This is a genomic window from Bacillus sp. HY001, from assembly GCF_007558965.1.
Lineage (GTDB): Bacteria > Bacillota > Bacilli > Bacillales > Bacillaceae_G > Bacillus_A > Bacillus_A mobilis.
In genome coordinates, this window is record NZ_VLTE01000017.1 from 87,664 (window position 1) to 111,188 (window position 23,525).

At 36.6% G+C, this 23,525-nt stretch carries 26 protein-coding genes; 9 read left to right on the forward strand and 17 right to left on the reverse strand.

Annotation, left to right across the window (positions count from 1 at the left end):
- Positions 1 to 119 precede the first annotated feature (119 nt).
- The 7 genes from FOT98_RS10855 to FOT98_RS10885 all read right to left on the reverse strand — a co-directional run bounded on the left by FOT98_RS10855 (position 120) and on the right by FOT98_RS10885 (position 6,205).
- Positions 120 to 866, reverse strand: a complete 747-nt coding sequence (locus FOT98_RS10855; RefSeq protein WP_063260232.1) for a YjbA family protein — start codon at positions 864 to 866, stop codon at positions 120 to 122.
- 143 nt (positions 867 to 1,009) lie between these two features.
- A complete protein-coding gene (locus FOT98_RS10860; RefSeq protein ID WP_063260231.1) occupies positions 1,010 to 1,798 on the reverse strand; it encodes a DUF2268 domain-containing putative Zn-dependent protease in 789 nt (262 codons plus the stop codon).
- A gap of 106 nt (positions 1,799 to 1,904) precedes the next feature.
- Positions 1,905 to 3,143 (reverse strand): beta-ketoacyl-ACP synthase II, encoded by a 1,239-nt coding sequence (fabF, locus tag FOT98_RS10865; protein ID WP_000412652.1) that lies wholly within the window; start codon positions 3,141 to 3,143, stop codon positions 1,905 to 1,907.
- A gap of 31 nt (positions 3,144 to 3,174) precedes the next feature.
- Positions 3,175 to 4,107: a beta-ketoacyl-ACP synthase III gene (gene fabH / locus FOT98_RS10870; RefSeq protein ID WP_001100533.1), complete on the reverse strand. Its 933-nt coding sequence runs from the start codon at positions 4,105 to 4,107 to the stop codon at positions 3,175 to 3,177.
- Positions 4,108 to 4,338: 231 nt separating this feature from the next.
- A complete protein-coding gene (locus FOT98_RS10875; protein WP_001986215.1) occupies positions 4,339 to 4,515 on the reverse strand; it encodes a ComZ family protein in 177 nt (58 codons plus the stop codon).
- Positions 4,516 to 4,568: 53 nt separating this feature from the next.
- Positions 4,569 to 5,441 (reverse strand): NAD-dependent epimerase/dehydratase family protein, encoded by an 873-nt coding sequence (locus FOT98_RS10880; RefSeq protein ID WP_141658069.1) that lies wholly within the window; start codon positions 5,439 to 5,441, stop codon positions 4,569 to 4,571.
- 29 nt (positions 5,442 to 5,470) lie between these two features.
- Entirely contained in the window at positions 5,471 to 6,205 is a 735-nt protein-coding gene (locus FOT98_RS10885; protein WP_061678725.1) for a lipase family protein, read from the reverse strand.
- 156 nt (positions 6,206 to 6,361) lie between these two features.
- Here FOT98_RS10885 and FOT98_RS10890 point away from each other — a divergent pair, with 156 nt between their 5' ends.
- Together FOT98_RS10890 and FOT98_RS10895 are read left to right on the forward strand one after the other, a co-directional pair.
- Positions 6,362 to 6,544, forward strand: coding sequence for a YjzD family protein (locus tag FOT98_RS10890; RefSeq protein WP_001211112.1), 183 nt, complete (start codon positions 6,362 to 6,364; stop codon positions 6,542 to 6,544).
- A 148-nt stretch (positions 6,545 to 6,692) separates the two neighbouring features.
- Positions 6,693 to 7,001 carry a hypothetical protein gene (locus tag FOT98_RS10895; RefSeq protein WP_063260230.1) on the forward strand — a complete coding sequence of 103 codons (309 nt, stop codon included), beginning with the start codon at positions 6,693 to 6,695 and terminating at the stop codon, positions 6,999 to 7,001.
- Positions 7,002 to 7,052: 51 nt separating this feature from the next.
- On the opposite strand, the gene clpB is transcribed toward FOT98_RS10895, so the two are convergent.
- Together clpB and FOT98_RS10905 are read right to left on the reverse strand one after the other, a co-directional pair.
- The gene (clpB, locus tag FOT98_RS10900) at positions 7,053 to 9,653 is read right to left on the reverse strand and encodes an ATP-dependent chaperone ClpB (RefSeq protein WP_063260229.1); all 2,601 of its coding nucleotides are present in this window, start codon (positions 9,651 to 9,653) and stop codon (positions 7,053 to 7,055) included.
- 211 nt (positions 9,654 to 9,864) lie between these two features.
- On the reverse strand, positions 9,865 to 10,044 hold the full coding sequence (locus tag FOT98_RS10905) for a YjzC family protein (RefSeq protein ID WP_061678721.1): 180 nt from the start codon (positions 10,042 to 10,044) through the stop codon (positions 9,865 to 9,867).
- A 491-nt stretch (positions 10,045 to 10,535) separates the two neighbouring features.
- Between FOT98_RS10905 and FOT98_RS10910 the strand changes: the two genes are divergently transcribed.
- The 3 genes from FOT98_RS10910 to FOT98_RS10920 all read left to right on the forward strand — a co-directional run bounded on the left by FOT98_RS10910 (position 10,536) and on the right by FOT98_RS10920 (position 11,788).
- On the forward strand, positions 10,536 to 11,345 hold the full coding sequence (locus tag FOT98_RS10910) for a Cof-type HAD-IIB family hydrolase (protein ID WP_063260228.1): 810 nt from the start codon (positions 10,536 to 10,538) through the stop codon (positions 11,343 to 11,345).
- A 104-nt stretch (positions 11,346 to 11,449) separates the two neighbouring features.
- Positions 11,450 to 11,590 carry a hypothetical protein gene (locus tag FOT98_RS10915; RefSeq protein WP_063260227.1) on the forward strand — a complete coding sequence of 47 codons (141 nt, stop codon included), beginning with the start codon at positions 11,450 to 11,452 and terminating at the stop codon, positions 11,588 to 11,590.
- On the forward strand, positions 11,591 to 11,788 hold the full coding sequence (locus tag FOT98_RS10920; protein WP_000527404.1) for a DUF3813 domain-containing protein: 198 nt from the start codon (positions 11,591 to 11,593) through the stop codon (positions 11,786 to 11,788). It begins immediately after the preceding gene.
- 25 nt (positions 11,789 to 11,813) lie between these two features.
- On the opposite strand, the gene FOT98_RS10925 is transcribed toward FOT98_RS10920, so the two are convergent.
- On the reverse strand, positions 11,814 to 12,671 hold the full coding sequence (locus tag FOT98_RS10925; RefSeq protein ID WP_063260226.1) for a YitT family protein: 858 nt from the start codon (positions 12,669 to 12,671) through the stop codon (positions 11,814 to 11,816).
- Between the two features lie 100 nt (positions 12,672 to 12,771).
- On the opposite strand from FOT98_RS10925, the gene FOT98_RS10930 reads away from it, so the two are divergent.
- Positions 12,772 to 12,903 (forward strand): DUF3941 domain-containing protein, encoded by a 132-nt coding sequence (locus tag FOT98_RS10930; RefSeq protein ID WP_001120851.1) that lies wholly within the window; start codon positions 12,772 to 12,774, stop codon positions 12,901 to 12,903.
- Positions 12,904 to 13,032: 129 nt separating this feature from the next.
- Positions 13,033 to 13,890: a peptidylprolyl isomerase PrsA gene (prsA, locus tag FOT98_RS10935; protein ID WP_063260225.1), complete on the forward strand. Its 858-nt coding sequence runs from the start codon at positions 13,033 to 13,035 to the stop codon at positions 13,888 to 13,890.
- Positions 13,891 to 13,944: 54 nt separating this feature from the next.
- On the opposite strand, the gene FOT98_RS10940 is transcribed toward prsA, so the two are convergent.
- Positions 13,945 to 14,799, reverse strand: a complete 855-nt coding sequence (locus FOT98_RS10940; protein ID WP_000281274.1) for a CvfB family protein — start codon at positions 14,797 to 14,799, stop codon at positions 13,945 to 13,947.
- A 359-nt stretch (positions 14,800 to 15,158) separates the two neighbouring features.
- Between FOT98_RS10940 and FOT98_RS10950 the strand changes: the two genes are divergently transcribed.
- Entirely contained in the window at positions 15,159 to 15,650 is a 492-nt protein-coding gene (locus FOT98_RS10950) for a YajQ family cyclic di-GMP-binding protein (RefSeq protein WP_061678717.1), read from the forward strand.
- Between the two features lie 501 nt (positions 15,651 to 16,151).
- Here FOT98_RS10950 and FOT98_RS10960 read toward each other — a convergent pair.
- The 3 genes from FOT98_RS10960 to FOT98_RS10970 form a co-directional block, all read right to left on the reverse strand.
- Positions 16,152 to 17,054: a helix-turn-helix domain-containing protein gene (locus FOT98_RS10960; protein WP_063260224.1), complete on the reverse strand. Its 903-nt coding sequence runs from the start codon at positions 17,052 to 17,054 to the stop codon at positions 16,152 to 16,154.
- A 307-nt stretch (positions 17,055 to 17,361) separates the two neighbouring features.
- On the reverse strand, positions 17,362 to 17,547 hold the full coding sequence (locus FOT98_RS32895; RefSeq protein WP_080467508.1) for a hypothetical protein: 186 nt from the start codon (positions 17,545 to 17,547) through the stop codon (positions 17,362 to 17,364).
- Between the two features lie 87 nt (positions 17,548 to 17,634).
- Complete coding sequence (locus FOT98_RS10970) at positions 17,635 to 18,936, reverse strand: alpha-amylase family glycosyl hydrolase (RefSeq protein WP_063260223.1); 1,302 nt, start codon at positions 18,934 to 18,936, stop codon at positions 17,635 to 17,637.
- Positions 18,937 to 19,149: 213 nt separating this feature from the next.
- Here FOT98_RS10970 and FOT98_RS10975 point away from each other — a divergent pair, with 213 nt between their 5' ends.
- Positions 19,150 to 20,382 carry an ammonium transporter gene (locus FOT98_RS10975; protein WP_063260222.1) on the forward strand — a complete coding sequence of 411 codons (1,233 nt, stop codon included), beginning with the start codon at positions 19,150 to 19,152 and terminating at the stop codon, positions 20,380 to 20,382.
- A gap of 229 nt (positions 20,383 to 20,611) precedes the next feature.
- Here the strand turns inward: FOT98_RS10975 and FOT98_RS10980 are convergent, their stop codons facing one another.
- The 3 genes from FOT98_RS10980 to hemH form a co-directional block, all read right to left on the reverse strand.
- Positions 20,612 to 20,917 (reverse strand): hypothetical protein, encoded by a 306-nt coding sequence (locus FOT98_RS10980; RefSeq protein WP_063260221.1) that lies wholly within the window; start codon positions 20,915 to 20,917, stop codon positions 20,612 to 20,614.
- 75 nt (positions 20,918 to 20,992) lie between these two features.
- Positions 20,993 to 22,459 (reverse strand): catalase KatB, encoded by a 1,467-nt coding sequence (katB, locus tag FOT98_RS10985; protein ID WP_063260220.1) that lies wholly within the window; start codon positions 22,457 to 22,459, stop codon positions 20,993 to 20,995.
- 58 nt (positions 22,460 to 22,517) lie between these two features.
- Positions 22,518 to 23,477: a ferrochelatase gene (gene hemH, locus FOT98_RS10990; RefSeq protein ID WP_063260219.1), complete on the reverse strand. Its 960-nt coding sequence runs from the start codon at positions 23,475 to 23,477 to the stop codon at positions 22,518 to 22,520.
- Positions 23,478 to 23,525 lie beyond the last annotated feature (48 nt).

Sequence of the window (23,525 nt, forward strand, 5' to 3'; positions counted from 1 at the left end):
TTACCTTCTCGTGGGGAAGGTTCTTAGACGCGAAGGACTTGCTACCGGAGCTGGATTTCTTAGAATGCTCGCTGAAGCCAAGTTACAACAAATAAAAAAAACCGCCAATTGGCGGTTTTTTAATTTACCTTCTGCTCGTTTTCCATTTCCCATAACTTTTCAAAGAATGGCTGTCCTTTTACGAGACGCTCACATAATTGTTCGTGCTTCTCAGACCAGCCTGTTTTCGCTTCATCATACAGTTTAGCCCAAATATCTTCAAATTCCATATGTTGAACCATTCCGTATGCTGATGGATCCCACTCTGTGAACCAATAGCGAATTTCTGCTGTGTTTTTCGTTGTATGTAATTGATCTAACGCCATAAATAATAATTGTTTAAGCTGTCGTTCTTTACGAGTTAAGCCATTCATAATGAAAGGTGATGGTGATAAAATATGATGTTCTTTTTCCATTTCTTCTACTTGGAACTCATACTTTTCTGCTTGTACGTTTTCTACCATCTCATATACCATCTGCTCTTGGCGCGGTATAAGTCTGCTCTTTCGAATTGGCACATTGTAACCAATTGTGTCAATCGCAATAATTCCTTTTCCATCTGTAACTACAAAGCAATACTCTTGCTGCAAACGTTCATGATTTTTACGAATATAAGCCTTATGATGTACGTCTTCCAACATTTTTTGCGGAAGCTCTAACAATTCGTCTTCGATGTAATGATATAATGTGGAATCTACTTTTAATAATGGCACTTGATCTAATAGCTCAATCGTATCATCTTTTCGCCATTCGTAAAAATGACAAACGTTATACCCATTTTCTTCACCTTCAAACCAATTTACCCATACATCATGTAGATATAACATTCACTACCCCTCACTTCACTACTGTTTGTATCAATCATTATGTTCAATTTTCCTTAACTTTATTCCACCTAAGGAAATATATTCTAATTATTATTTTTTCTTCTATTAATACTAAAAAAACAGGAAATAGAATTCCTGTTTTTTTATATATGAAATGTATTTGCTTTATTCAATATTTCTTTCGCCTCTATAGATAATAAAGAAAGTGTATCTATAGAGGCGGAAGTTACACAATCTTTGACAATATGAAATCCAAGTGCATAGCCAAGCATCTTCGGATAAGAATGAAATCCATTTAATAAGATGTCATGCTCCCTTGTTCCTCGTTTTATACTTATTCTTTCGTGTACAACGTTTTCCCAATAATAAATAGCCTCTTCTTTTGAAAGATACGTCGTCCACGGTGCATTGTTTTTTTCTGAATATCTTTCCGTTACTGCTTGCTCAGCTAGCCCTTCCATAATCATCGTATCAAGTAATGTATATTCTGTTTCTTTCGTCTCAATTTGATGTAACCTGCATATGTGATGATATTCATGCGCCAATAACACTTTTAATTCTTCTACCGAATTCCGTCCGCATACGAATAAGAAAATAACGTGACGCATAGATAATCCAGCCCTGCCGTTATACTCTTCTTGTACAGTTCGATTATAAGAATCTGATAATAAAATAAAGACAGGGACATCCGGACCTTTCAACCAATTTTTCAGTTTCTCATACTCCATACGTAACTCTTTCCAGATTTCCTTTTTCTCTAACTCTTTAATCTCTTGTTCTCCTCGCATAACCGGGCGATACATACCTTTAGAAATTAAAAAGCGGTACAATCTTTCTTTTGGCAACGGGATATACTTCGTAAACTTCTCACACAACTTTTCTGGCCGTCCATAATATAGATGTAACCACTCGGCAGTTTCAACAATCCCCATCTTTATCCCTCCTTTTTCTTATGTATATGCAAAAGGAGGAAAAGGCGTAAAAATAAATAAGGAGTTTTTTCGCAATATACTACGAAAAAACTCCTTATTTCATCTATTATTTATACGATTTAAATACTAATACTGCGTTATGACCACCGAATCCTAGTGAATTACTTAAAACCGCGTTTACTTCTTGATGTCTCGCATTATTCGGTACGTAATCTAAGTCACATTCTGGATCTGGTGTTTCATAATTAATTGTTGGAGGAATTACTCCGTCTGTAATTGATTTAATAGAGAAGATCGCTTCAACAGCACCAGCTGCTCCTAATAAGTGACCTGTCATTGATTTCGTTGAGCTAATTGCTACTTTATACGCGTGCTCACCGAACGTTTCTTTAATTGCCATCGTTTCATACTTTTCATTCGCATCCGTACTTGTACCATGCGCATTAATGTAATCAATATCTTCTGGCTGTAGACCTGCATCTGCTAAAGCTTGACGCATTGCACGCACGCCACCTTCACCGCCAGGAGCTGGCATTGTAATATGGAACGCATCACCAGTTGCACCGTAACCAGCGATTTCCGCGTAAATGTGAGCACCACGAGCTAATGCGTGCTCTAATTCTTCAAGAATTAAAATACCTGAACCTTCACCCATTACGAAACCACTACGGTTTTTATCGAATGGACGGCAAGCTGTTGCTGGATCTTCATTGAATGTTAATGCTTTCGCTGAGCTAAATCCTGCGAATGCCATGCTTGTTAACGGCGCCTCTGCTCCGCCTGTAATCATTGCATCAGCATCACCGCGCTGAATCGCTTTAAATGCATCACCAATTGAGTTTGCACCAGATGCACAAGCTGTTACTGAACAAGTGTTAATTCCTTTTGCTCCTGTTGCGATCGATACTTGACCTGCTGCCATATCTGGGATCATCATTGGTACGAAGAATGGGCTCACGCGGCGCGGGCCTTTCTCAGTAAAAATTTTAAATTGTTCTTCGTATGTTTCCATACCGCCAATACCAGAACCAATCCATACACCAATTCGAGGTCCGTTTTCTTCTGTAATTTCAAGCTTTGCATCTGCAACTGCCATTTTCGCTGCTGCTACTGCATATTGTGTAAAGCGATCCATACGGCGCGCTTCTTTTTTATCAATATATTTCTCGACTTCAAAGTCGTTAATTTCTGCTGCTACTTTTGCTGGAAATAGTTCCGGATCAATTCTTGTAAGTCGTCCGATTCCAGATACACCCTTTTTAATGTTTTCCCACGCTGTTTCAACATCTGTACCGACCGGTGTAACAGCTCCTAGTCCTGTAATTACGACCCTCTTTTTTTCCATACAAAATACACTCCTTTTTTTCTCTCAGTCCTTATTTACCCCAACGAAGAGCGACTGCTCCCCATGTTAATCCGCCGCCAAAACCAACAAGTATAATTAAATCACCATCTTGAATACGTCCGTTTTGCAATTCCTCTACCATTGCAATTGGAATTGAAGAAGCTGATGTATTACCAAACTTTTCAATTGTCATACTCATTTTTTCTTGTGGTAAATTTAATCTCTCTCTTGCAGATTCCATAATACGAATATTCGCTTGATGCGGTACTAAGAAATCCACATCCTCTTTCGTAAGACCAGCCTTATCCAGCACGCGAAGACAAGATTCACCAAGTTGACGAACGGCAAATTTAAAGACTTCTCTGCCATTCATCATAACATACTCGTCTTGATATAGATGCTTACCGCCACTTCCGTCTGCTCCTAATTCGAAAGATAGAACGCCTCTTCCTTCTGAAACAGCCCCCATTACGATAGCACCGGCTCCGTCTCCAAATAGTACTGCTGTATTGCGATCATTCCAGTCTACAATTTTAGAAAGTTTATCACTACCAACTACTAATACATTTTTATAAGTTCCCGTTTGAATAAATTGCTGCGCTGTAATCATTCCGTACATAAAACCAGCACATGCTGCCCCTACATCCATTGCAGCTGCATGTTTCGCTCCAATTGCTTCTTGAATGACACAAGCTACTGCTGGAAACGCGCGATCTGGTGTTACTGTCGCAACTAAAATAAGATCGATATCTTCTCCGCTGACCCCTGCATCTTCAAGTGCTTTTTTAGCAGCCTCTACGGCCATATATGAAGTATCTATTGTATCATCGGCAATGCGTCTTTCTGCAATTCCCGTTCTCGTACGAATCCATTCATCGGATGTATCCATTATTTTCTCTAAATCGTGATTTGTGACTACTTTTTCCGGCACATATCTTCCGATCCCTAAAATGCCCACGTTCACATCGCAGCCCTCCGTTTTATATCAATTATTATGACTTGGTACTAATTTTAAAACATAAATGTATTTTTGTCTAGAATATATTTCAGCTAAAACATAAAGCTAGGCATTATTCACTTTATTGTTTATTAAAAGAAACAGAAACATACCTTTCCTGTTTCTTTTGAAATATAAAAAGGCCCAAACCGCTTCTACTTACGGTTCGGGCCTCTCCTCCATCTAAAAAAGAAGGTTTTATTCTTTATCTGCTTTCCCAAGCTCATATGCTTCGTTCATAACTTTCATCAATAACTCTAATACTGGTTGTGCTTTCTCCATATCAAGCGCAATTCCATTATCATCTAAAATGGCCTTTGCTTCTGGTAAATGCTTCATTGCGATTTGTAAAAATTGCATGCTTTTCTCATTCATATTATGTTCTTCCTCTCCATTAAAACTTTCACATACATAGTGTAACACGCTCGCTATCCTTCGTATAACTCTTTATATTTTTTCATATGTGCCAATTGTTTATTTAAACCGTATTCTAACGGAGTATTTCTTTTTATCGAAATAATCTCGACAGTATCATCTCTTTCTTCCTCATTCTCTTTGTTCACTTTATCCTCTGCACGTAAAAGGTTCATACCTTTTTTCCATAATGATTTTTTACCACTAAGTAAATTGTATATACCGAGATGCTCCTCGTTCATTCCATTTTCCCATAAGTATTCACATACATCTTCCACGTACAGTAAATCACTTCCGTTTTCCTCACTCGCATAATGGCACTCTTTCTCATCCAGTTCTGATAAAATGAGCTGATGATACATCATAAAAGATGGTTGCCACGGCCCATATAATGTAGGAACTCGAAATACACTATACTGTACCTCTCCTTTTTTCAATCCTTCTTCCACTTTCAAAAATAAACGTTTATTTTCAGATTCATCTGCGTTTCCTACTTTAATAGAAGAAATTAGATTTAATTTCACTTTATGTTCTGCACACAATCTTATAATCCGCTTTAAATACTGTAATATGACCCTTTCATTCCGAAAGCCACTTTGTTGATTTGGCTCATACAGGCAAAAGTAAACCGTATCGAACTTCTCTCCTTCTACTGATTTCCATCCATCTTCATCTCTTATCGAGTAATACGTAAATAACGCATTTCGCCCAATTAACAATAACTTCTCTTCATTAATTTTTGTCATATTCTCGAATTCATCAAAATCAAGACCGTACACTTCTACTTCTTCTGCCATCATTTTATTCACAAGGTGATAACCTACAAACGTAAGTGCACCTACAATTAGCACGCGCTCCATACCACCAACCCTTTCTCCTTGAAACAAATAGCTCCTCATTTATGTATATGGGAGCTTCACAATTCTTCTTCATATTTTTTAAAGAAATCAGTCGTTTGCCTAACCATTTTATATTTCACATCTTGCAGATGGAATAAGACAGAAGTATCGCATTGATTGAATTGCCTCATTTTCTCATATTTACGTAACAACTGTTTTCTTCCTCTTTTTTCTTGTGTTGATACGAAAACTTTAACAGGTACACAAGACGGAAGAAGCGTAAATGTTTTCTTATTTATTTTGGACTCCAATTCTTCTTCTTTGGAATCATACGCCAAACTTAATTCCTTCACTAATCTTTTGTAAAAAAACTTATGCTCTTTCTCAAACTCCACATATTCTGGTAAATCTAAACACGGATTTAACATAATGACTGAGCGTATACATTCAGGGTATTTGTTCATCATTTCAAGTGCTACAAGTGCCCCCATACCGTCTGCCATAATGTGCATTTTCGCATTTAATGTCTCTTTTCTCAAAACAACGTCATATAAGCGTTTTGCTAGACGAACAGATTGGTCGTTTCCCCAATGTCTTCCGTATAAATTAGAAGAAAAGACCGTGTAGCCTTCCTCAATAAGGCCATGTAAAAAATAAGATCTACCCGCATGCTGTGTCCATAAACTTGTACCATTCTCAATAAAGTAGTTGTAATCACCAAGAAGCATTACAGAAAATCCATTTGGCTTCTCCGGTAAATAAATGACACATGGCTCTTTTTCTAAGTAAAAAAAACGTTCCGTAATACTCATTTTTCCCCCGCCTTATTTTCTAAACGTATAAAAGTACTCTTCTATAATGTATGAACGGAATGCAAATTTGCGTTGAAAAATCTACAAATATTTTTCTATATTCTTTTTTCAATTGTGTTACAATAAGGACAGATTGAACGAATAGAGGTGTAAAATATGCGTTTCATTTGGGCATTAATTTGGTCGTTCGCGCTTGTACATATGATGAGCTACGTAATCGGCTCTATGACTGGCGGTACATACGATTTTAACCAAGCGTCTATTTTCTCAGTTGTTCTTGCGGTATTAGTACTAGCAATTTCAGCTGCAATTCCAAACGAGCCAGTAGAACAACACTAAAAAAAGAGTCCGGATTTTATCCGAACTCTTTTTTTACATAGATAAAAAATCCTTTATCATCCTTTAACGGTTAAATAACTAATATAAGGACAAAAAGCATTATTCTCTTATTTAAAAGGACCATATCGTAATATAAAGGAGTAATGTTATGAATTTCAAAAATTATAAGATTTGCAGTATTTACGGCCAACAAATGTGGCATGATCAAGCTATAATTATCGGTAACAAAAAAGGACTAGAACAATTGAGGGATATGATTGATGTAGCATTAACTGAAAATCAAAGTGAAGATGTGTTCTATCCAACTGATTTTGAAGGATACGAATTGAAGATTATTTGTCTCGAAGATGAAAAAACATTGGAGCACTTAGCTTTGCCCTACCACGATGAAAATTACTACACCAAAAACGATAATGAAATTGCACCAGAGTCCATAAACAATAAAAAAAGCACTTAAAAGTGCTTTTTTTAATTAGGCTGTGGAGAAAACCTCCTCCACAACCTATTCTCATTTCACATGAACGACTAATTCGTTATTTTCTACATCAACCACTACGTGACTGTTATCAGTAATCGTTCCTGCAATTAATTCTCTCGCTAATTTCGTCTCAACTTGACGCTGTACATATCGTTTTAATGGACGAGCTCCGTACATCGGGTCAAAGCCAGCTTCTACAACAAATTCTTTCGCTGCATTTGTTAATTCTACTGTAATATGACGGTCAGCTAAACGACCTTGTAATTCTTTTACAATTTTATCAACAATACCTTTAATTTCATTCGTTGTAAGAGGTTTAAATAAAATAATTTCATCGACACGGTTTAAGAACTCTGGTCGGAAATGTCCTCTTAACTGCCCCATTACCAGTTCTCTAGATTCCTCTTTAATGGCGCCATCTGCTTCTAATCCATCTAACAAATGAGCAGATCCAATATTTGAAGTCATAATAATAACCGTGTTTTTAAAGTCTACTGTACGTCCTTGCGAATCTGTAATGCGTCCATCATCTAACATTTGTAATAAAATGTTGAATACTTCTGGATGTGCTTTTTCGATTTCGTCTAATAAAATAACGGAATACGGTTTACGTCTTACCGCCTCTGTTAATTGACCGCCCTCTTCATATCCAACATATCCAGGAGGCGCACCAATTAAGCGTGACACAGCGTGTTTCTCCATATACTCAGACATGTCGATACGAATCATTTGCTCTTCACTATCGAATAAAGACTGCGCTAACGTTTTTGCAAGTTCTGTTTTACCAACACCTGTCGGTCCTAAGAAGATGAAGGAACCAATCGGACGATTCGGATCTTTAATACCAGCGCGTGCACGAAGAACTGCGTCTGACACTAAGCTTACCGCTTCCTCTTGTCCGATGACACGCTCTGATAAAATTTGCTCTAAGCGTAGTAATTTCTCACGTTCGCCTTCTACGAGTTTCGCGACCGGAATACCCGTCCAGCGTGAAACAATATCAGCAATCTCTTCTTCACTTACTTCCTCACGTAATAAACGATTTTCCTGTTTATTATGTGCGCCCATTTCTTCTGCTTCTTTTAACTCTTTTTCAATTGCAGGAATTTTCCCATGTCGAAGTTCCGCTGCTTTATTTAAATCGTAATTACCTTCTGCTTCTTCTAATTCACGGCGCAGACGCTCTAAATGTTCACGTAAGTTACGAACTTTGTGAATATCTTCTTTTTCTTTCTCCCATTTCGCTCTCATACCACTTGCAACTTCTTTTAAATCCGATAATTCACGTTGCAACGTTTTTAGACGTTCTTGGCTACCAAAGTCCTTCTCTTTTCCAAGAGCTGCTTCTTCAATTTCCAGCTGCATAATGCGGCGCGTTACTTCATCTAATTCTGTTGGCATAGAATCAATTTCTGTTCGAATCGTTGCACACGCTTCGTCAACAAGATCAATTGCCTTATCTGGTAAAAAACGATCCGAAATATATCGATCTGACAAAACAGATGCTGCTACAATCGCGCGGTCATGAATATTTACACCATGATAAATTTCAAAACGCTCTTTTAAACCACGTAAAATGGAAATTGTATCTTCAACAGTTGGTTCTTCTGCTAATACTTGTTGGAAACGTCTTTCTAGCGCTGGATCTTTCTCAATATATTTACGATATTCATCTAATGTTGTCGCCCCGATACAATGCAGTTCACCACGCGCAAGCATCGGTTTTAACATATTTCCTGCGTCCATCGCACCTTCTGTTTTACCAGCGCCGACGATTGTATGAAGTTCATCAATAAATAATAAGATGCGGCCTTCACTCTTTTTAATTTCATTTAATACAGCTTGCAGGCGCTCTTCAAACTCACCACGGAATTTTGCTCCAGCTACAAGCGCACTCATATCTAATGCAAAGATTGTTCTATCTTTTAACCCTTCTGGTACATCCTTTTTCACAATACGCTGCGCTAATCCTTCAACGATTGCTGTTTTACCAACACCTGGCTCACCAATTAAAACCGGGTTGTTTTTCGTTTTACGTGAAAGAATGCGAATTACGCGGCGAATTTCACTATCACGGCCGATAACAGGGTCAATTTTCCCCGCTCTTACTTCCGCCACTAAATCACGGCCATATTTTTCTAACGCTTCATAAGTTGCTTCTGGATTTTGACTAGTCACTCTTTGATTCCCCCGAACTGTCATTAAAGACTGTAATAAGTTATCTTTCGTAATATGAAATCTTGTAAGTAATTGATTTATATCGCCTTTTTCTTCAGAAAAAGCAAGCAGTACATGTTCAACTGAAATATAGTCATCTTGCAATTTCTCTGCTTCTTTTCCTGCTCTTACAAGCAGTTGTTGCAGAGCACCTGTTATATATAATTTACCTGCTTCTGCACCGCTTCCTGTTACAGAAGGCTTTTTCTTAATTAAACTTTCTACTCCTTGTTTTAACGCTTCTATATCGACATTCATTTTTTGAAAAATACGCACTGCTAACCCATCTTGCTCTTCTAATAATGTAAACATGAGATGAATAGTATCTACTTCTTGATGATGATGAGATACCGCTAAAGATTGGGCACTCATAATCGCCTCTTGTGTTTTTGTTGTCATTTGATTTAAGTCCATCTTTACAGTCCTCCAAATGTTTGACTTTCTTTGACCTTTGATTTGATTATACGCCAACTGACTTTTTTATACAATAATTTTGCTTATGTATTTCCAAACTTATTATTGGAAAAAGAAAATGAGTGCATTCATTATACAAGTTAAAAAGTTAAGGTAAATGTAATTACAATGCCCCATAACAAAAAAGCCGCAATAATGATTGCGGCTTCTGTTACGGTCTTCTTTTATATGTCCACTGACGGTTATGATTTGTGTTATCTGGAAACTTTTCACCGGCAGTTAATTTCACCATTTGCGGATCTTTTACCATACTTCCTGTTTCACCAATCTCTACATAAATGCCATCATTTGGCGCTTTTTGTCCAGAACGAAACCTGCGATTTTGTCCCATTTCCATTCTCCTTCCATGACGTCTTTGCCTCATTAGTATATCCATTTTCAAAGAAAGCTTTTCTGTCATGTTTAGGAAACAAGTACTACATTTCGTTCTTGTACATATACATGAATGACACAAGCTTAGGAAGAAATTTCGTTCCTATTTGTAGAAAAAAAGAAACCAACCTACTATAGGCCAGTTTCAAAGGAGAGTCAAACATATACGAGAAGATTACATGTTCATTATAAGCTTCATCATACGAACAATGTAACCCTTTTCACAATTTGTACATAATGAAAGAAACTTTGTTTGAACTTTCTAAAAAGACGTTGACTTTTCTTAATTTCCAGCGAGAAATAGTAGACACCGTAGCGCTTTGCGACGTAAGATGGATATATAGTGAAGTTTCCATCTTTGGTGTTCTCACCCAGCTTAACCTCTTATTTCTGCATATTAAAAACGGAAATACAGATAGAAACAAAAAAATTATTATAAGAGGTGAAATTATGAATAAACAACATTTAATCGCATTAGACTTAGACGGCACTTTATTGACAGACAACAAAATAATTTCCACTCGAACGAAACATACAATTGCAAAAGCAAAGGAACAAGGACATATTGTCGTTATTTCAACAGGGCGTCCATTCCGTGCTAGTTTTGATTACTATAAAGAACTTGGTCTGAATACACCAATCGTAAACTTTAACGGTGCTTACGTACATCATCCTCTTGATTCAAAGTGGGGCACACATCACTCTCCTCTTGAGCTAGCAACAGCCCAAGAAATTGTCCGAGCTTGCTTTGATTTTGGTGTGAAAAATATATACGCTGAAGTAATGGACGATGTGTATGTTCGTGAAATTGATGAAGATAAAAAACATATTTTCGAATTCGGTTCTCCAAAGATTTTTACAGGAGACTTACTAAATACTTTAAACGATCATCCAACTTGCTTATTAATTGACGCACATGACGAGCATTCTAGTGCAATTCGTCAACATTTAACTGATATGCACGCTGAAGTAATCGACCATAGAAAATGGGGCGCACCTTGGCCAATTATTGAAATTGTAAAAAGCGGGTTAAATAAAGCTGTCGGATTACAAAAAATTTCTAGTCATTACAACATTCCACAAAATCGAATTATCGCTTTCGGTGATGAAGATAACGACTTTGAAATGATTGAATTTGCTGGTCACGGCATCGCAATGGGTAATGCTATCCCTGAATTAAAATCACTCGCAAACCATACGACATTAACGAATGAAGAAGATGGTATTGCACTATATTTAGAAGAGGTTCTTGGGTTGTAATCTAAAAATTCCCTGCTTATAGTTTCTCGCCAAACGCCCATACTATAATTAGACGCCGGATTATCGCGTCGAGTGTGTTCAGCTAAATAAAGGGGGTTTTTCGAATGGGTAAAAAGAACAAATCAAAACGTTTTATCCAACAAGGAGCCGATGCTGTAATGAAGCATGATGCAAGATTCCCGTACAGAGGTACATTAGCTGAGGCAGAAAAAGCGAGAAGTAACTCTTCTTTTGGAGGGCTTTAAATGGGGAACTTACTATTCCAACAAGCTAGAGATGCTGTTGCAAATGCCGTAACTTGTTCAAGCGGTGCTGAGCAACAAGATCTCGTATATAGAGCAAAAAACGCTTTGCACTCCGCTTATGCAAACTCTTCAACAGCTGAAAAAGTTCAGCTACGTGAAATGCAGGAGCAGTTGCAAAACATTACGAATTTGCATTAAAAAAGAGGACCAACTTTGGTCCTCTTTAATCTTTTCGAAACAATCCAAACACCCCGACCGTTTGCAGTACATTTGTAAATGCACTTGGGTCCACTTGTTTAATAACCCTCTCTAATTCGTATAACTCATAACGTGTAATAACAATCATTAACATTTCCTTATTTTCATTTGTATAAGCACCTGTTGCTGGGATAGTTGTAATCCCCCTCACTAAGCGTGAATGAATCGCCTTTCGTACATCTGTCCCATTCTTCGTAACGATTAATGCTGTAATCTTCACATGCCGCGTATGAATCGCATCGATAATTCGCGTCGAGACATACAAAGTCACCAAAGTATATAATGCTTTTTCCCAGCCATACACATAGCCAGCAGCGATAATGATAATTGCATTAAAGAAGAAAAAATATGTACCAACAGGCTTATCTTTAATCTTTGATAAAATCATAGCGATAATATCTAAACCACCTGTAGAAGCCCCCCACTTTAACGCAATCCCTACCCCAATCGCTGAAATAATCCCGCCAAAAATCGCATTCAATATGATGTCGTTTGAAACCGCTCTAACTGGGATAATTTCTAAAAACAAAGTCATAAATATAACGCAAAGAAAACTAAAGAAAGTAAAGGCCTTTCCAACCTTTTTCCACGCTAAAATAACGACAGGAATATTAAACAAACTAAACAATACCCCCGTTGATATGTGAATAGATAAAAAGTCACCTAATATTTGCGATAACAATTGAGACAACCCAGCAAATCCACTCGCGTACACTTTCGCCGGCGTCAAAAATAAATTCATTCCAATCGCATTTAACAAACCTGCGACGATTACAACGATTAACTTCTTTATAAGTTCGGTATAATTCAACTTCAAATCCATTTCTAATCCACCCTTATTATTCATGAATGCACTGCTATACATAGTCTTTACGAAAAAGGAAATGATAAACGTACAACGTTTAGAAATGGAGTTGATACATATGCCACATACGAGCGATAACGACAAAAAAGCACGCGATAATAATGCAAAGCGTACGCAAAAAAATGAGCAAGAACAAAAAAATATTCAGCAAGGTAAACGTGCCTATTCTAAAAAGACCGATCACCTTTGATTCCATCGTACATCAACAGTATTGTTGATGTACTTTTTTTACATTTTACAGGAAAAAACATTGAAAATTCACTTCATGTTCACTTCTATATTCTACAATAGCGATAACATATTCGGATGAGGTGTTGGCATGAGAGGGAAACACATTTTCATTATTACTGCACTAATAAGTATATTAATGCTAGCTGCTTGTGGACAAAAAAACAGCTCAGCTACAGTCGCTACGGCAACAGACTCAGCCATTACGAAGAGCGACTTCGAAAAGCAGTTGAAAGATCGTTACGGAAAAGACATGTTATACGAAATGATGGCGCAAGACGTTATCACGAAAAAATATAAAGTATCTGACGATGATGTAGATAGAGAAGTACAAAAGGCGAAAAAGCAATACGGCGATCAATTCTCAGCTGTACTAGAAAATAATCGTTTAAAAGATGAAGCTGATTTCAAAAATCAAATTAAGTTCAAACTTGCTATGAATGAAGCGATTAAGAAAAGTGTTACAGAAAAAGACGTGAAAGATCACTATAAGCCAGAAATTAAAGCGAGTCACATTTTAGTAAGTGACGAAAATGAAGCGAAAGAAATAAAGAAAAAATTAGATGCTGGTGCTTCATTTGAAGAATTAGCAAAACAAGAATCGCAAGATCTACTATCAAAAGATAAAGGCGGAGACCTTGGATACTTCCATTCCGGTACAATGACACCTGAATTTGAAACAACTGCCTACAAGCTAAAAATCGACCAAATTAGTGAACCCGTCAAATCACCAAATGGCTATCACATTATTAAACTAACTGGTAAAAAAGATTTACAACCTTACGATGAAGTGAAAGACTCCATCCGTAAAAACTTGGAAGCAGAACGTATGGCCGACCCTACATTCAGTCACAAATTAATACAAAAGGAATTAAAAAAGGCAAATATTAAAATAAATGATAGTGACTTGGAAGATACGTTTACTCTTGCGCATGAGCAAGGAAATTAAAAAAAGCACCGTCTTATTTTTTATGACAAAATAAGACGGTGCTTTTTATTTCATTTACTTCTTAAAGTACGTCCAGCCTTCTTCTTGATAAATCTTTTCTTCTTTCATCAACTTACCAAGCGCGCGCTTAAATGCAGCTTTACTCATGTTGAAGCGTTCTTTAATGTCTTCTGGGTGGCTCTTATCCCAAAACGGCATTGCTCCGCCTCGTTCTTCCATATATGCATAAATTACAGCAGCATCATCTTCCATTCCTTCTTCTTTACGAGGAAGAAGTGAAATGTTAATTGTACCATCATCTTTTACGTCAATAATACGGCCCGTTACACGTTCACCGATACGTACTTGTTCTTTTCTTTCAGTATGGTGTAAGAAAGCACGGAAATGCTCATCAGTTAGTATGAATGAACCAACTTGAAGTGAACGATACACACGTCCATTTACGTTTTTATTACGCATAGATGGTGTCGCATCTACGATAATTTCTTGCATATCACTATCTCTTGCCGGAAGAGCAATAAGACGATCACGATTCGTTAGTTTTAACGTACAATATAATTCGTCTCCAACCTCTGGCCATACTGGCATGTAAATCGGGAACTCATCAGCTGGGATTAGTATATCTTTTGATACACCAATATCAACAAACACACCTAAACTAGGGATAACTTCTACAACTTTTACCCAGTTCCAATCAAAAGTCGTAATAAGCGGCTCCTTCATTGTTGCTGAAACACGATTTTGATGATCAAGGTATAAGAATACATCAATCTTATCGCCTTCTTCAATTTCTCCAACTAATTCGTTTTTATGTAGGAAAATTTCTTCTTCTTCATTCCCAACCATATATCCGATTTCCGTTTCGCGTAAAACAGTTACCTGTTCAATCGCTCCTAATTGTAAATACATATTTTTTAATTCCCTTCTCTATATAAAGTGAAACTTTAATCAGTGGGGGTTTTGTTCCTTCCCACTGATTATCAACCCTCACCAATCGGGCGTTTACGGCAGTGGATCTCCCACTTAACTTCTTTGCTCTAACTGAATGCCCGTTAATGCGGGATAAAATTATCTTTTTTATCATTCCAAACAAAAGTTAATTATAACACGATTTCCCCTTTATTTGTCCAACTGCCCAAAATTCACTATAATAAAATGAGGTTACATGATTATAAGTATGAAAACACTTAAGTCTAAGCTCGTTTTCAGCTATACTTTAGTATGTACAGTACATAAAAAGATTAGAAATTTATTTGGAGGTGCTAACTATGGCAAAAGAGAGTTCTTTTGACATCGTTTCGAAAGTAGAATTACCTGAAGTAACAAACGCAATCAACATCGCATTAAAGGAAATCCAAAACCGATATGACTTTAAAGGAAGTAAAAGTGATATTAAATTAGAAAAAGAAGTATTAGTTTTAACTTCTGACGATGAGTTCAAATTAGACCAAGTAAAAGACGTTCTAATTGCTAAACTTGTAAAACGTAACGTTCCAATTAAAAACTTGGATTACGGAAAAGTTGAAGCTGCGACTGGTAACACTGTTCGCCAACGCGCAACACTTCAACAAGGTATCGATAAAGATAACGCGAAAAAAATTAACAACATCATTAAAGAAATGAAATTAAAAGTAAAAACACAAGTACAAGATGACCAAGTACGTGTTACAGCGAAAAGCCGTGATGACTTACAAGCAGTTATCGCAGCAGTTCGTAGCGCTGACTTACCGATTGACGTACAGTTCATTAACTACCGCTAAAAAGAAAAACATCCTCTGTGTAGAGGATGTTTTTCTTTTTAGCGTGTAGGGAGAATATTACATCGCAATCGGATAGTTAGAATGGGGATTTGATTATTATGCATAAATCAAGAAGGCCCTTTTGAAAATCGAGGAAAAAACCTCCCGCCCCACTCAAATGTAACAATTTATGAGTATAAGAATATTTTCCACCCTTTCATGTGATGTAAAATTAGTAAGGAATTTATTTTATGAAAAAATGTTAATTAAAAAAGAGTTAGAAGTGGTTATTTGAAGAAATTAATACTATGTTTTTTATTAACTACATTCTGCCTACATATTGCAGGATGCTCTAATAATATGGATACGCTTAATGATAAGTCTAAAACTTCAACACCTGCGAAGTGTAAATACATCAACAAAGCTTGGTATAAGAAACATATATAATGCAATTTAATAGTATAAGTCATAAAAAAAGACACCATAAGGTGCCTTTTTTTATAGAAAATAATACGATGTTCATCAGAAATTATGAGTAATTTTTTTATTTTGATTTTCAAAATAATTTTCTTTAACTATTTTTATTAGATTTTCTTTTTCTGTTAGTTCAAATATAAATAATGCTTTTTTCATGTTATCAGCTATATCTTCTTCATTATATTGTTTTTGTTTTAGCATATTCCAAGCTTTTCCATAATATAATTCACCTAATAAATATAAAGTGTTTAAATTAATAGCTAATTTAATACCCATATCATTGTATTTTATTGCCTCTTCATGTTGATTTGCATGACCTAAAATTTTCGCTAAATTAAAAATAATTTTTAATTTAATCTCTTTATCCCTAGGAAAATCTAACTTATTAAAATTAGTTAAACATCTTCTTAATATAGTAATACTCTTTTCATATTCTTTATTTGCCCAATGAAATATAGCCATTGACTGCATAATATCTATTTCTCTTTCTGATAAAAAATTACCATTCGTTACAGTTAGTTTTAACGCACTATGTAAAAGATTTAAAGCAGTTTTTATTGATTTATTTACATAAAATATAGCAATTGCTTCATGCCATATTAGAAATTGTTTATCTTCTTTTAACTGGAAATTATTTTCGTTTTTCTCTTGTTTCACTATTTCGTAAAGTTCATTATATTGTTTTTGTTTTGTACAATCTCTCATTACATACTTTACATTTTCTACATATTTTAGTTTTTTGTTTTGAGTTAGTGCGAAAATATTATTTGGATCAATACCAAGTCTTTCAGATAACTGATATAACAATATACTAGATGGATAAATCATACCTTTTTCTATTTTACTAATTTGACTTTGTGAACATATTCCATGACACAATTCAGATTGTGATATATTCTTTTTCATTCTAAGTTCTTTAATGGTAATACCCAAATCGTAAAATTCCATTGTTCCTCCTCAAATATAGCCCTCAATGAGTATCAGAATATTTTTCACCCTTTAATGTAATGTAAAATTAGTATAGTTGCAATTATTGTTTGTTCTAAAGATCTTTTCACTTCTTTGCTCAGCTGATTTCGAGGTAAGAGTCTTACTTCACACAAATAGTAGAATGAAATGAAAATGAGGTTGCGGAACTAATCCTTCTATAGAGACTAATACATATACATCATAAGGATTTTTTATCGGTTCCCACACAAAAACAGGCTAGGGGAAAAGTCTCCTCCTTAGCCTGCCCACCGAGATTTCGCATTTATTAAGAGCGACACCATATCGCTTTATTAAATGATTTTTCAGGAATGTATACTTTATCATTTTCGGTTTTGTATTTTATATCGTTTCTCTTCAGCACTGCCGTATCAACAGAATGAACACTATCGCCCCACGGAACAAATTCCCCATCATCACGGTTGTCCCAAAAATAAAAACTTACAAATACGATAAAAACACATACACATAGAGCGAACCACTTCTTTTCCGCAAAGACCTCACCACCTTAAACTGAAGAAGAACTACAAAAAAACGTTACTCATTTCCGTCTCTTTTTAACCGCAACTAAAAACGCAATAAATAATACATTCACACCGACTATTAAGGAGATAAACAACCAATTCACACCTGTTTCCCCGTTAACTTTATACACGTTTGATTCTTCACGCTTTAAAACAAGATAAAAATTCCCGTTTTCTTCTCTTATAATTTCATCTTCTAACAATCCTCGTAACTCTTGTTTTTCGCCAATTGCACTTACAGGTAAAGCAACTTTTTGTGTTTCTTTCGTATTATTAATCGCTACTACTGTCACTTCATCTTTGTACTTTCGCTTTAGTACACTCATTCCATCTTTATCGTATAGAAGCTCAAACGTACCGCGTCGTAAAGATGGTCTTGCTTGTCTAAGCTCACCGAGTTTCGTTATGTGCTGCATAAACTTCTCATCTGATTTGAAATCCATTAATCGTCTATTATCCGGAGTATCTCCCCCGTCTAATGCAATTTCAGTCCCGTAATAAAAATTCGGAATGCCTGGTGTTGTTAATAAATATGTAAGAGCTAGTTTCAAGCGAGATGGCGGATAATTCATATTCTCTTTTGCAATACGAGCAAATCTTTTCGTATCTTGATCATCTAAAAATGTAGCTGATTCTCCGTCTTTTTTACTCACATCATATAAAGGTTTCACCGATACATCCGCTTTGGAAAACGATTCTACTATTTTTTCATTGTATTCACTATCTTCTTTTGTCATAATACGAAAATCTTTCTTTATCGCTTGCATATCTTTTTGCACGTCATCCCAGAAAGAACGCGTTTTTTTTTCACTATGTATTACATAACTTGCATCTAAATCGACTTCTTTGATCCACCATTTCATCGCGTCGATGACTTGTTGTTCGTTCTCTCCAAGCGGAAATTGAAGTACAATTTTCATTCCTTTTGCGTGAGCAGCTTGTACAAGTTCTTTCACATCATTTTCTGTTCCGAAATGTTCATTTACCTTTTGAAAATTGTGCACGTCTAATCCATCGTACTTTCCACTTTCAAAAAGTGGAGAAAGCATAACAGCGGTAAATCCCATTTCTTTTATGTAATCCAGTCTTTTTATACTCCCTCTTATATCTCCACCTTGATATCCTTCTAGATTACCAACTTCTAACTGTTTGTCATTTTTCGGTTCTCCATTATTAAAGCGATCAATCATAATGGAATAGATAACTTCGTCTCGCCACTCTCTTTTTTCATCCGCAAACGTATGTATTGGTACAAACAAAACGACAGCTAAACAAAAACAAATGAATAGTTTCCTAGTCCGTATTTTCCTCACACGCATCCCCCATATTTTTTAATTGTAAGAATATTATACCAATTATCTAGACGAATCGCATACGTTGATTTCTTTCTCCGCAAAATACTTCATGTCATATTTCCTAACATGAATTATAAAGTTTTCTGAATTTTTAGTTGATTTTACGCTTCGTTTCGAATATGATATGAAACATAACAAGTTGATGTTATTTTTTCTAACATTATAGGAGGAGAGAGAATGAATACAGGAGATACGGTTTTTATGTTTGTAACGACAGTAATGGTCATGTTAATGACACCAGGATTGGCACTTTTTTACGGGGGCATGGTTCGCAGTAAAAACGTACTCAGTACGACAATGCATAGTTATAGCGCAATGGCTATCGTTTCGATTCAGTGGATTTTGATTGGCTATTCTTTATCATTCGGACCAGATTGGCACGGACTTATCGGTACACTCGATTGGTTCGGTTTAAACGGCGTTACCTACGCACCAAATCCAGACTACTCATCTACTATTCCTCACAACTTATTTATGATGTTCCAACTCATGTTCGCCATTTTAACTCCTGCTTTAATTTCAGGTGCATTCGCCGAAAGAATGCGATTTTCCGCTTTCCTTATTTTCATCCTTCTATGGACAACAATCGTTTACAATCCTGTCGCTCATTGGGTATGGGGCGTTGGCGGGTGGCTTAGAGAGCTTGGCGCGTTAGACTTCGCTGGTGGTAATGTCGTTCATATTACATCTGGCGTGGCTGGCCTTGTATTAGCTATTTTTCTCGGAAAACGAAAAAACATAAACGGTTCGTCTCCTCACCATTTACCATTTACGATGTTAGGCGCAGGCTTACTATGGTTCGGCTGGTTCGGTTTTAACGTCGGAAGTGCATTATCTTTAAATGATGTAGCTTTAACCGCATTTATTAATACAAATATAGCCGCAGCTGCCTCCGCATTAACCTGGATGCTTTCAGAATGGTTCTTCCAATCAAAACCGACTGCGATGGGAGCTGCTTGCGGAGTTGTTTCCGGTCTAGTCGCTATTACACCAGCTTGCGGGTTCGTTACACCTTTCTCGGCTCTTCTTATCGGAGCAATCGGCGGCGTATTATGCTTCGGAGCAGTCTTTTTCTTAAAAACAAAATTCGGATACGATGATACACTTGATGCATTCGGATGCCACGGCATCGGCGGAACTTGGGGCGGTATTGCGACAGGACTATTTGCAACTACTACGGTAAACAGTGATGGCGCTAACGGATTATTTTATGGAAACGCGGCTTTACTGTTTAAACAACTGATAGCAATCGGCGCAACATATGCATTCACGATCATCATGACGTATGCCATTATTAAAGCAATCAACTTCTTCCTCCCTGTTCGGGTAGATGAGCACGAAGAACATATGGGACTTGATATTTCGATGCACGGGGAGAAAGCTTATGAGTATACGGAGCGGGTGAACTAAAAAAGAGATGCAATCTATTGGTAGTAGATTGCATCTCTTTTTATTGCACTTGTTGGCGGTATACCCCACCTAGTATTGCAGTGAATATATCGGCGATTCTCCGGATATATCAACGATTTTTTTAATATATCAACGATTATTTCAATATATCGACGTTTCGACACAACATATCGATTTATCAACAAATTCCGACATAATGAACCCGAAAAATACCCTGCCCCGGCGTAACTTACGAATCGCCGTACTTTCTTTTATTCGTACTTAAAATAATAAGAAATGCCACAGCTATTACTGCTAAAAAGCGAACTGGATTAAACGGCGTTCCTACCGTTTCATTAAAACGATGATAAATAAACGGGATCATCTCAAGTACCATTAGCCCCATCGCAATTTGAAACGTCTCAGCCATCGCTTTGTTTTTTATAAACGCAGCACGCTCATCACCTTGTTTCTCAATCGCTATAAACATTTTTATAATAGCAAACACTACAAATAAAAAGACACTTAACGCAATAATAAAAATCAAAATATCCATCAAAATACACCTCTCATATGCAAAACATCTTTTACACACAAAAAAGACGACCGTTTAACAGTCGTCTTTTCCTACTTATTTCGGAGCATTCCCTACATATTGCGTAATATCAACATTTAAAGACTGCGCTAAACGCATTCCGTACTCTTGATCTGCACGGAAGAAGTTACAAACAGCTAATAATTTCGTGCGCTCATTTACGTCTTTTAAATCATTCGTTAAGTTTGCAATTAAGTTGTCTTGCTCTTCTTTAGAGAATGAACGGTAACGCTCACCTGCTTGTTTGAAATCATTTGGTTTGTCAATTTTTTCACGAGATACATAGCCTTCTACTTTCATAGTTGAATCGCGGTAAGTCGGGTCTTCAACTGGATTTTCAGTATGACGGCTCGGTTCGTAGTTAATTGTAGATGGATTTTGATTTATTTGCATCGCACCATCACGTTGTTGGTTATGAACAGCTGCGTACGGGCAGTTTACAGGAATTTGTAAGTAGTTCGCACCAAGACGGTAACGCTGTGTATCTGGATAAGAGAATAAACGACCTTGTAATAATTTATCTTCAGATGGTTCAATACCATTTACAGTTGCACTTGGAGAGAACGCCACTTGCTCTACTTCTGCGAAGAAGTTTTTCGGATTACGATTTAACGTCATCGTCCCTACTTCAATTAATGGGAAGCGATCTTCCGGCCATACTTTCGTTGGGTCTAATGGATCGAAATCTAAAGAATCCGTTTCTTCTAGTTGCATCACTTGTACGTGTAAATCCCACTTCGGATAATTTCCTTTTTCGATTGCATCGAACAAGTCACGAGTTGCATGGTTGAAGTCTTTTCCTTGTACTTCTTGCACCTCTTTTGCACTTAAGTTACGTACACTTTGCTGTGGTTTCCAGTGATATTTAATGTAGACAATTTTACCTTCTGCATTAATCCATTTAAATGAATGAACACCGAAACCTTCCATTTCACGATAACTAGCTGGTGTACCGTAATCAGAAAATACCCATGTCATCATATGTGTAGATTCTGGACTTAACGTCATGAAATCCCAGTAACGGTCTGGCGTTTGAACGTTTGTATCAGGTGCTGGTTTTAAAGAATGCACCATATCAGGGAATTTAATTGCATCACGAATGAAGAAGACCGGTAAATGGTTACCTACAATATCGTAATTTCCTTCTTCTGTATAAAATTTAACAGCGAACCCGCGTGGGTCACGAGCTGTTTCTGGAGAACCTTGACCATGAATAACCGTCGAGAAACGAACAAATACAGGCGTTTCAGTTCCTTCATTTTGTAAAAACGCTGCCTTTGTATATTGCTTCATGCTGTTTTTCGTTACGAATACACCGTGAGCACCTGCACCACGTGCATGTACAACGCGTTCTGGAATACGTTCACGATCAAAGTGAGCCAGTTTTTCTACTAAATGATAGTCTTCTAATAATACCGGTCCACGGCGACCAGCTGTACGAGAATTTTGGTTATCTCCAACCGGAGCACCTTGGTTTGTTGTTAAGCGATTATTTGGATTCATCTGGGGGATCCTCCTCTTTCTTTCATAGTAATTATTATTTATTTAAAATTATTATAAATTAATTATTATTCAAAATTAAGTTCTTGTCAACTATTTCCTTCATTTTTTTGGAAACAATTTCAGCTAAGCAATTGATAAATACAGATTGTGAATTTGGCATATTTGGTCTAAAGTATCGAGCATTTAATTCATCAGTTACAACTTTACACTCATAATCGTTGTCATATAAAACTTCTAAATGCTCTGCGACAAACCCAACTGGGCAATATACGAAAGATTCATATCCATGCACTTCAAATAAATCTCTCGTTAAATCTTGCACATCCGGTCCAATCCATGGATCCGGTGTATTTCCGGCACTTTGCCAACCCGTTGTATAGTTTTGAATATTTGCAGCTGCTGCGATTAAATCTGCTGTATGCTGCAATTGCTCCACATAAGGGTCCCCTGCTGCAATAATTTTCTCTGGTAAACTATGCGCTGAAAAAATTACGACAGCTTTCTCTTTATCTTCAATCTTTGTAAATGTTTCTTTTATTTGCTCTGCCCAATAGGAAATAAATTTCGGTTCATCGTACCATTGTTCAATCGGAGCAATAACAGGACCACCGATTTCTTTTGAAAGACGAATCGCACGATCATTATACGCTTTAATGCTAAACGTAGAATAATGCGGCGCTAATACGATACTAATCGCCTGCTCAATTCCATCACTCTTCATCTCTTCTACTGCATCTTCTATAAATGGCGCTATATGTTTTAATCCTAAATAACAAGTAAATTCATACTCTGTAAACATATTATTCATTGAATCTGTTAATTTATGCGCCTGCTCTTTCGTAATTTTTGCAAGTGGTGAAATTCCGCCAATCGCTTTATAGCGCCCGATTAAGTCTTGGAGTGCTTCTTCTGAAGGTTTACGCCCATGGCGAATATGTGTATAGTACGCCTCTACATCATCTAATGATTCTGGTGTTCCATACGCCATTACGAGTAAACCTATTTTTTTCTTTGTCATCTATATAACACCTCAATTTTGTAAATGAGAATCTTTTTCAAGAACATT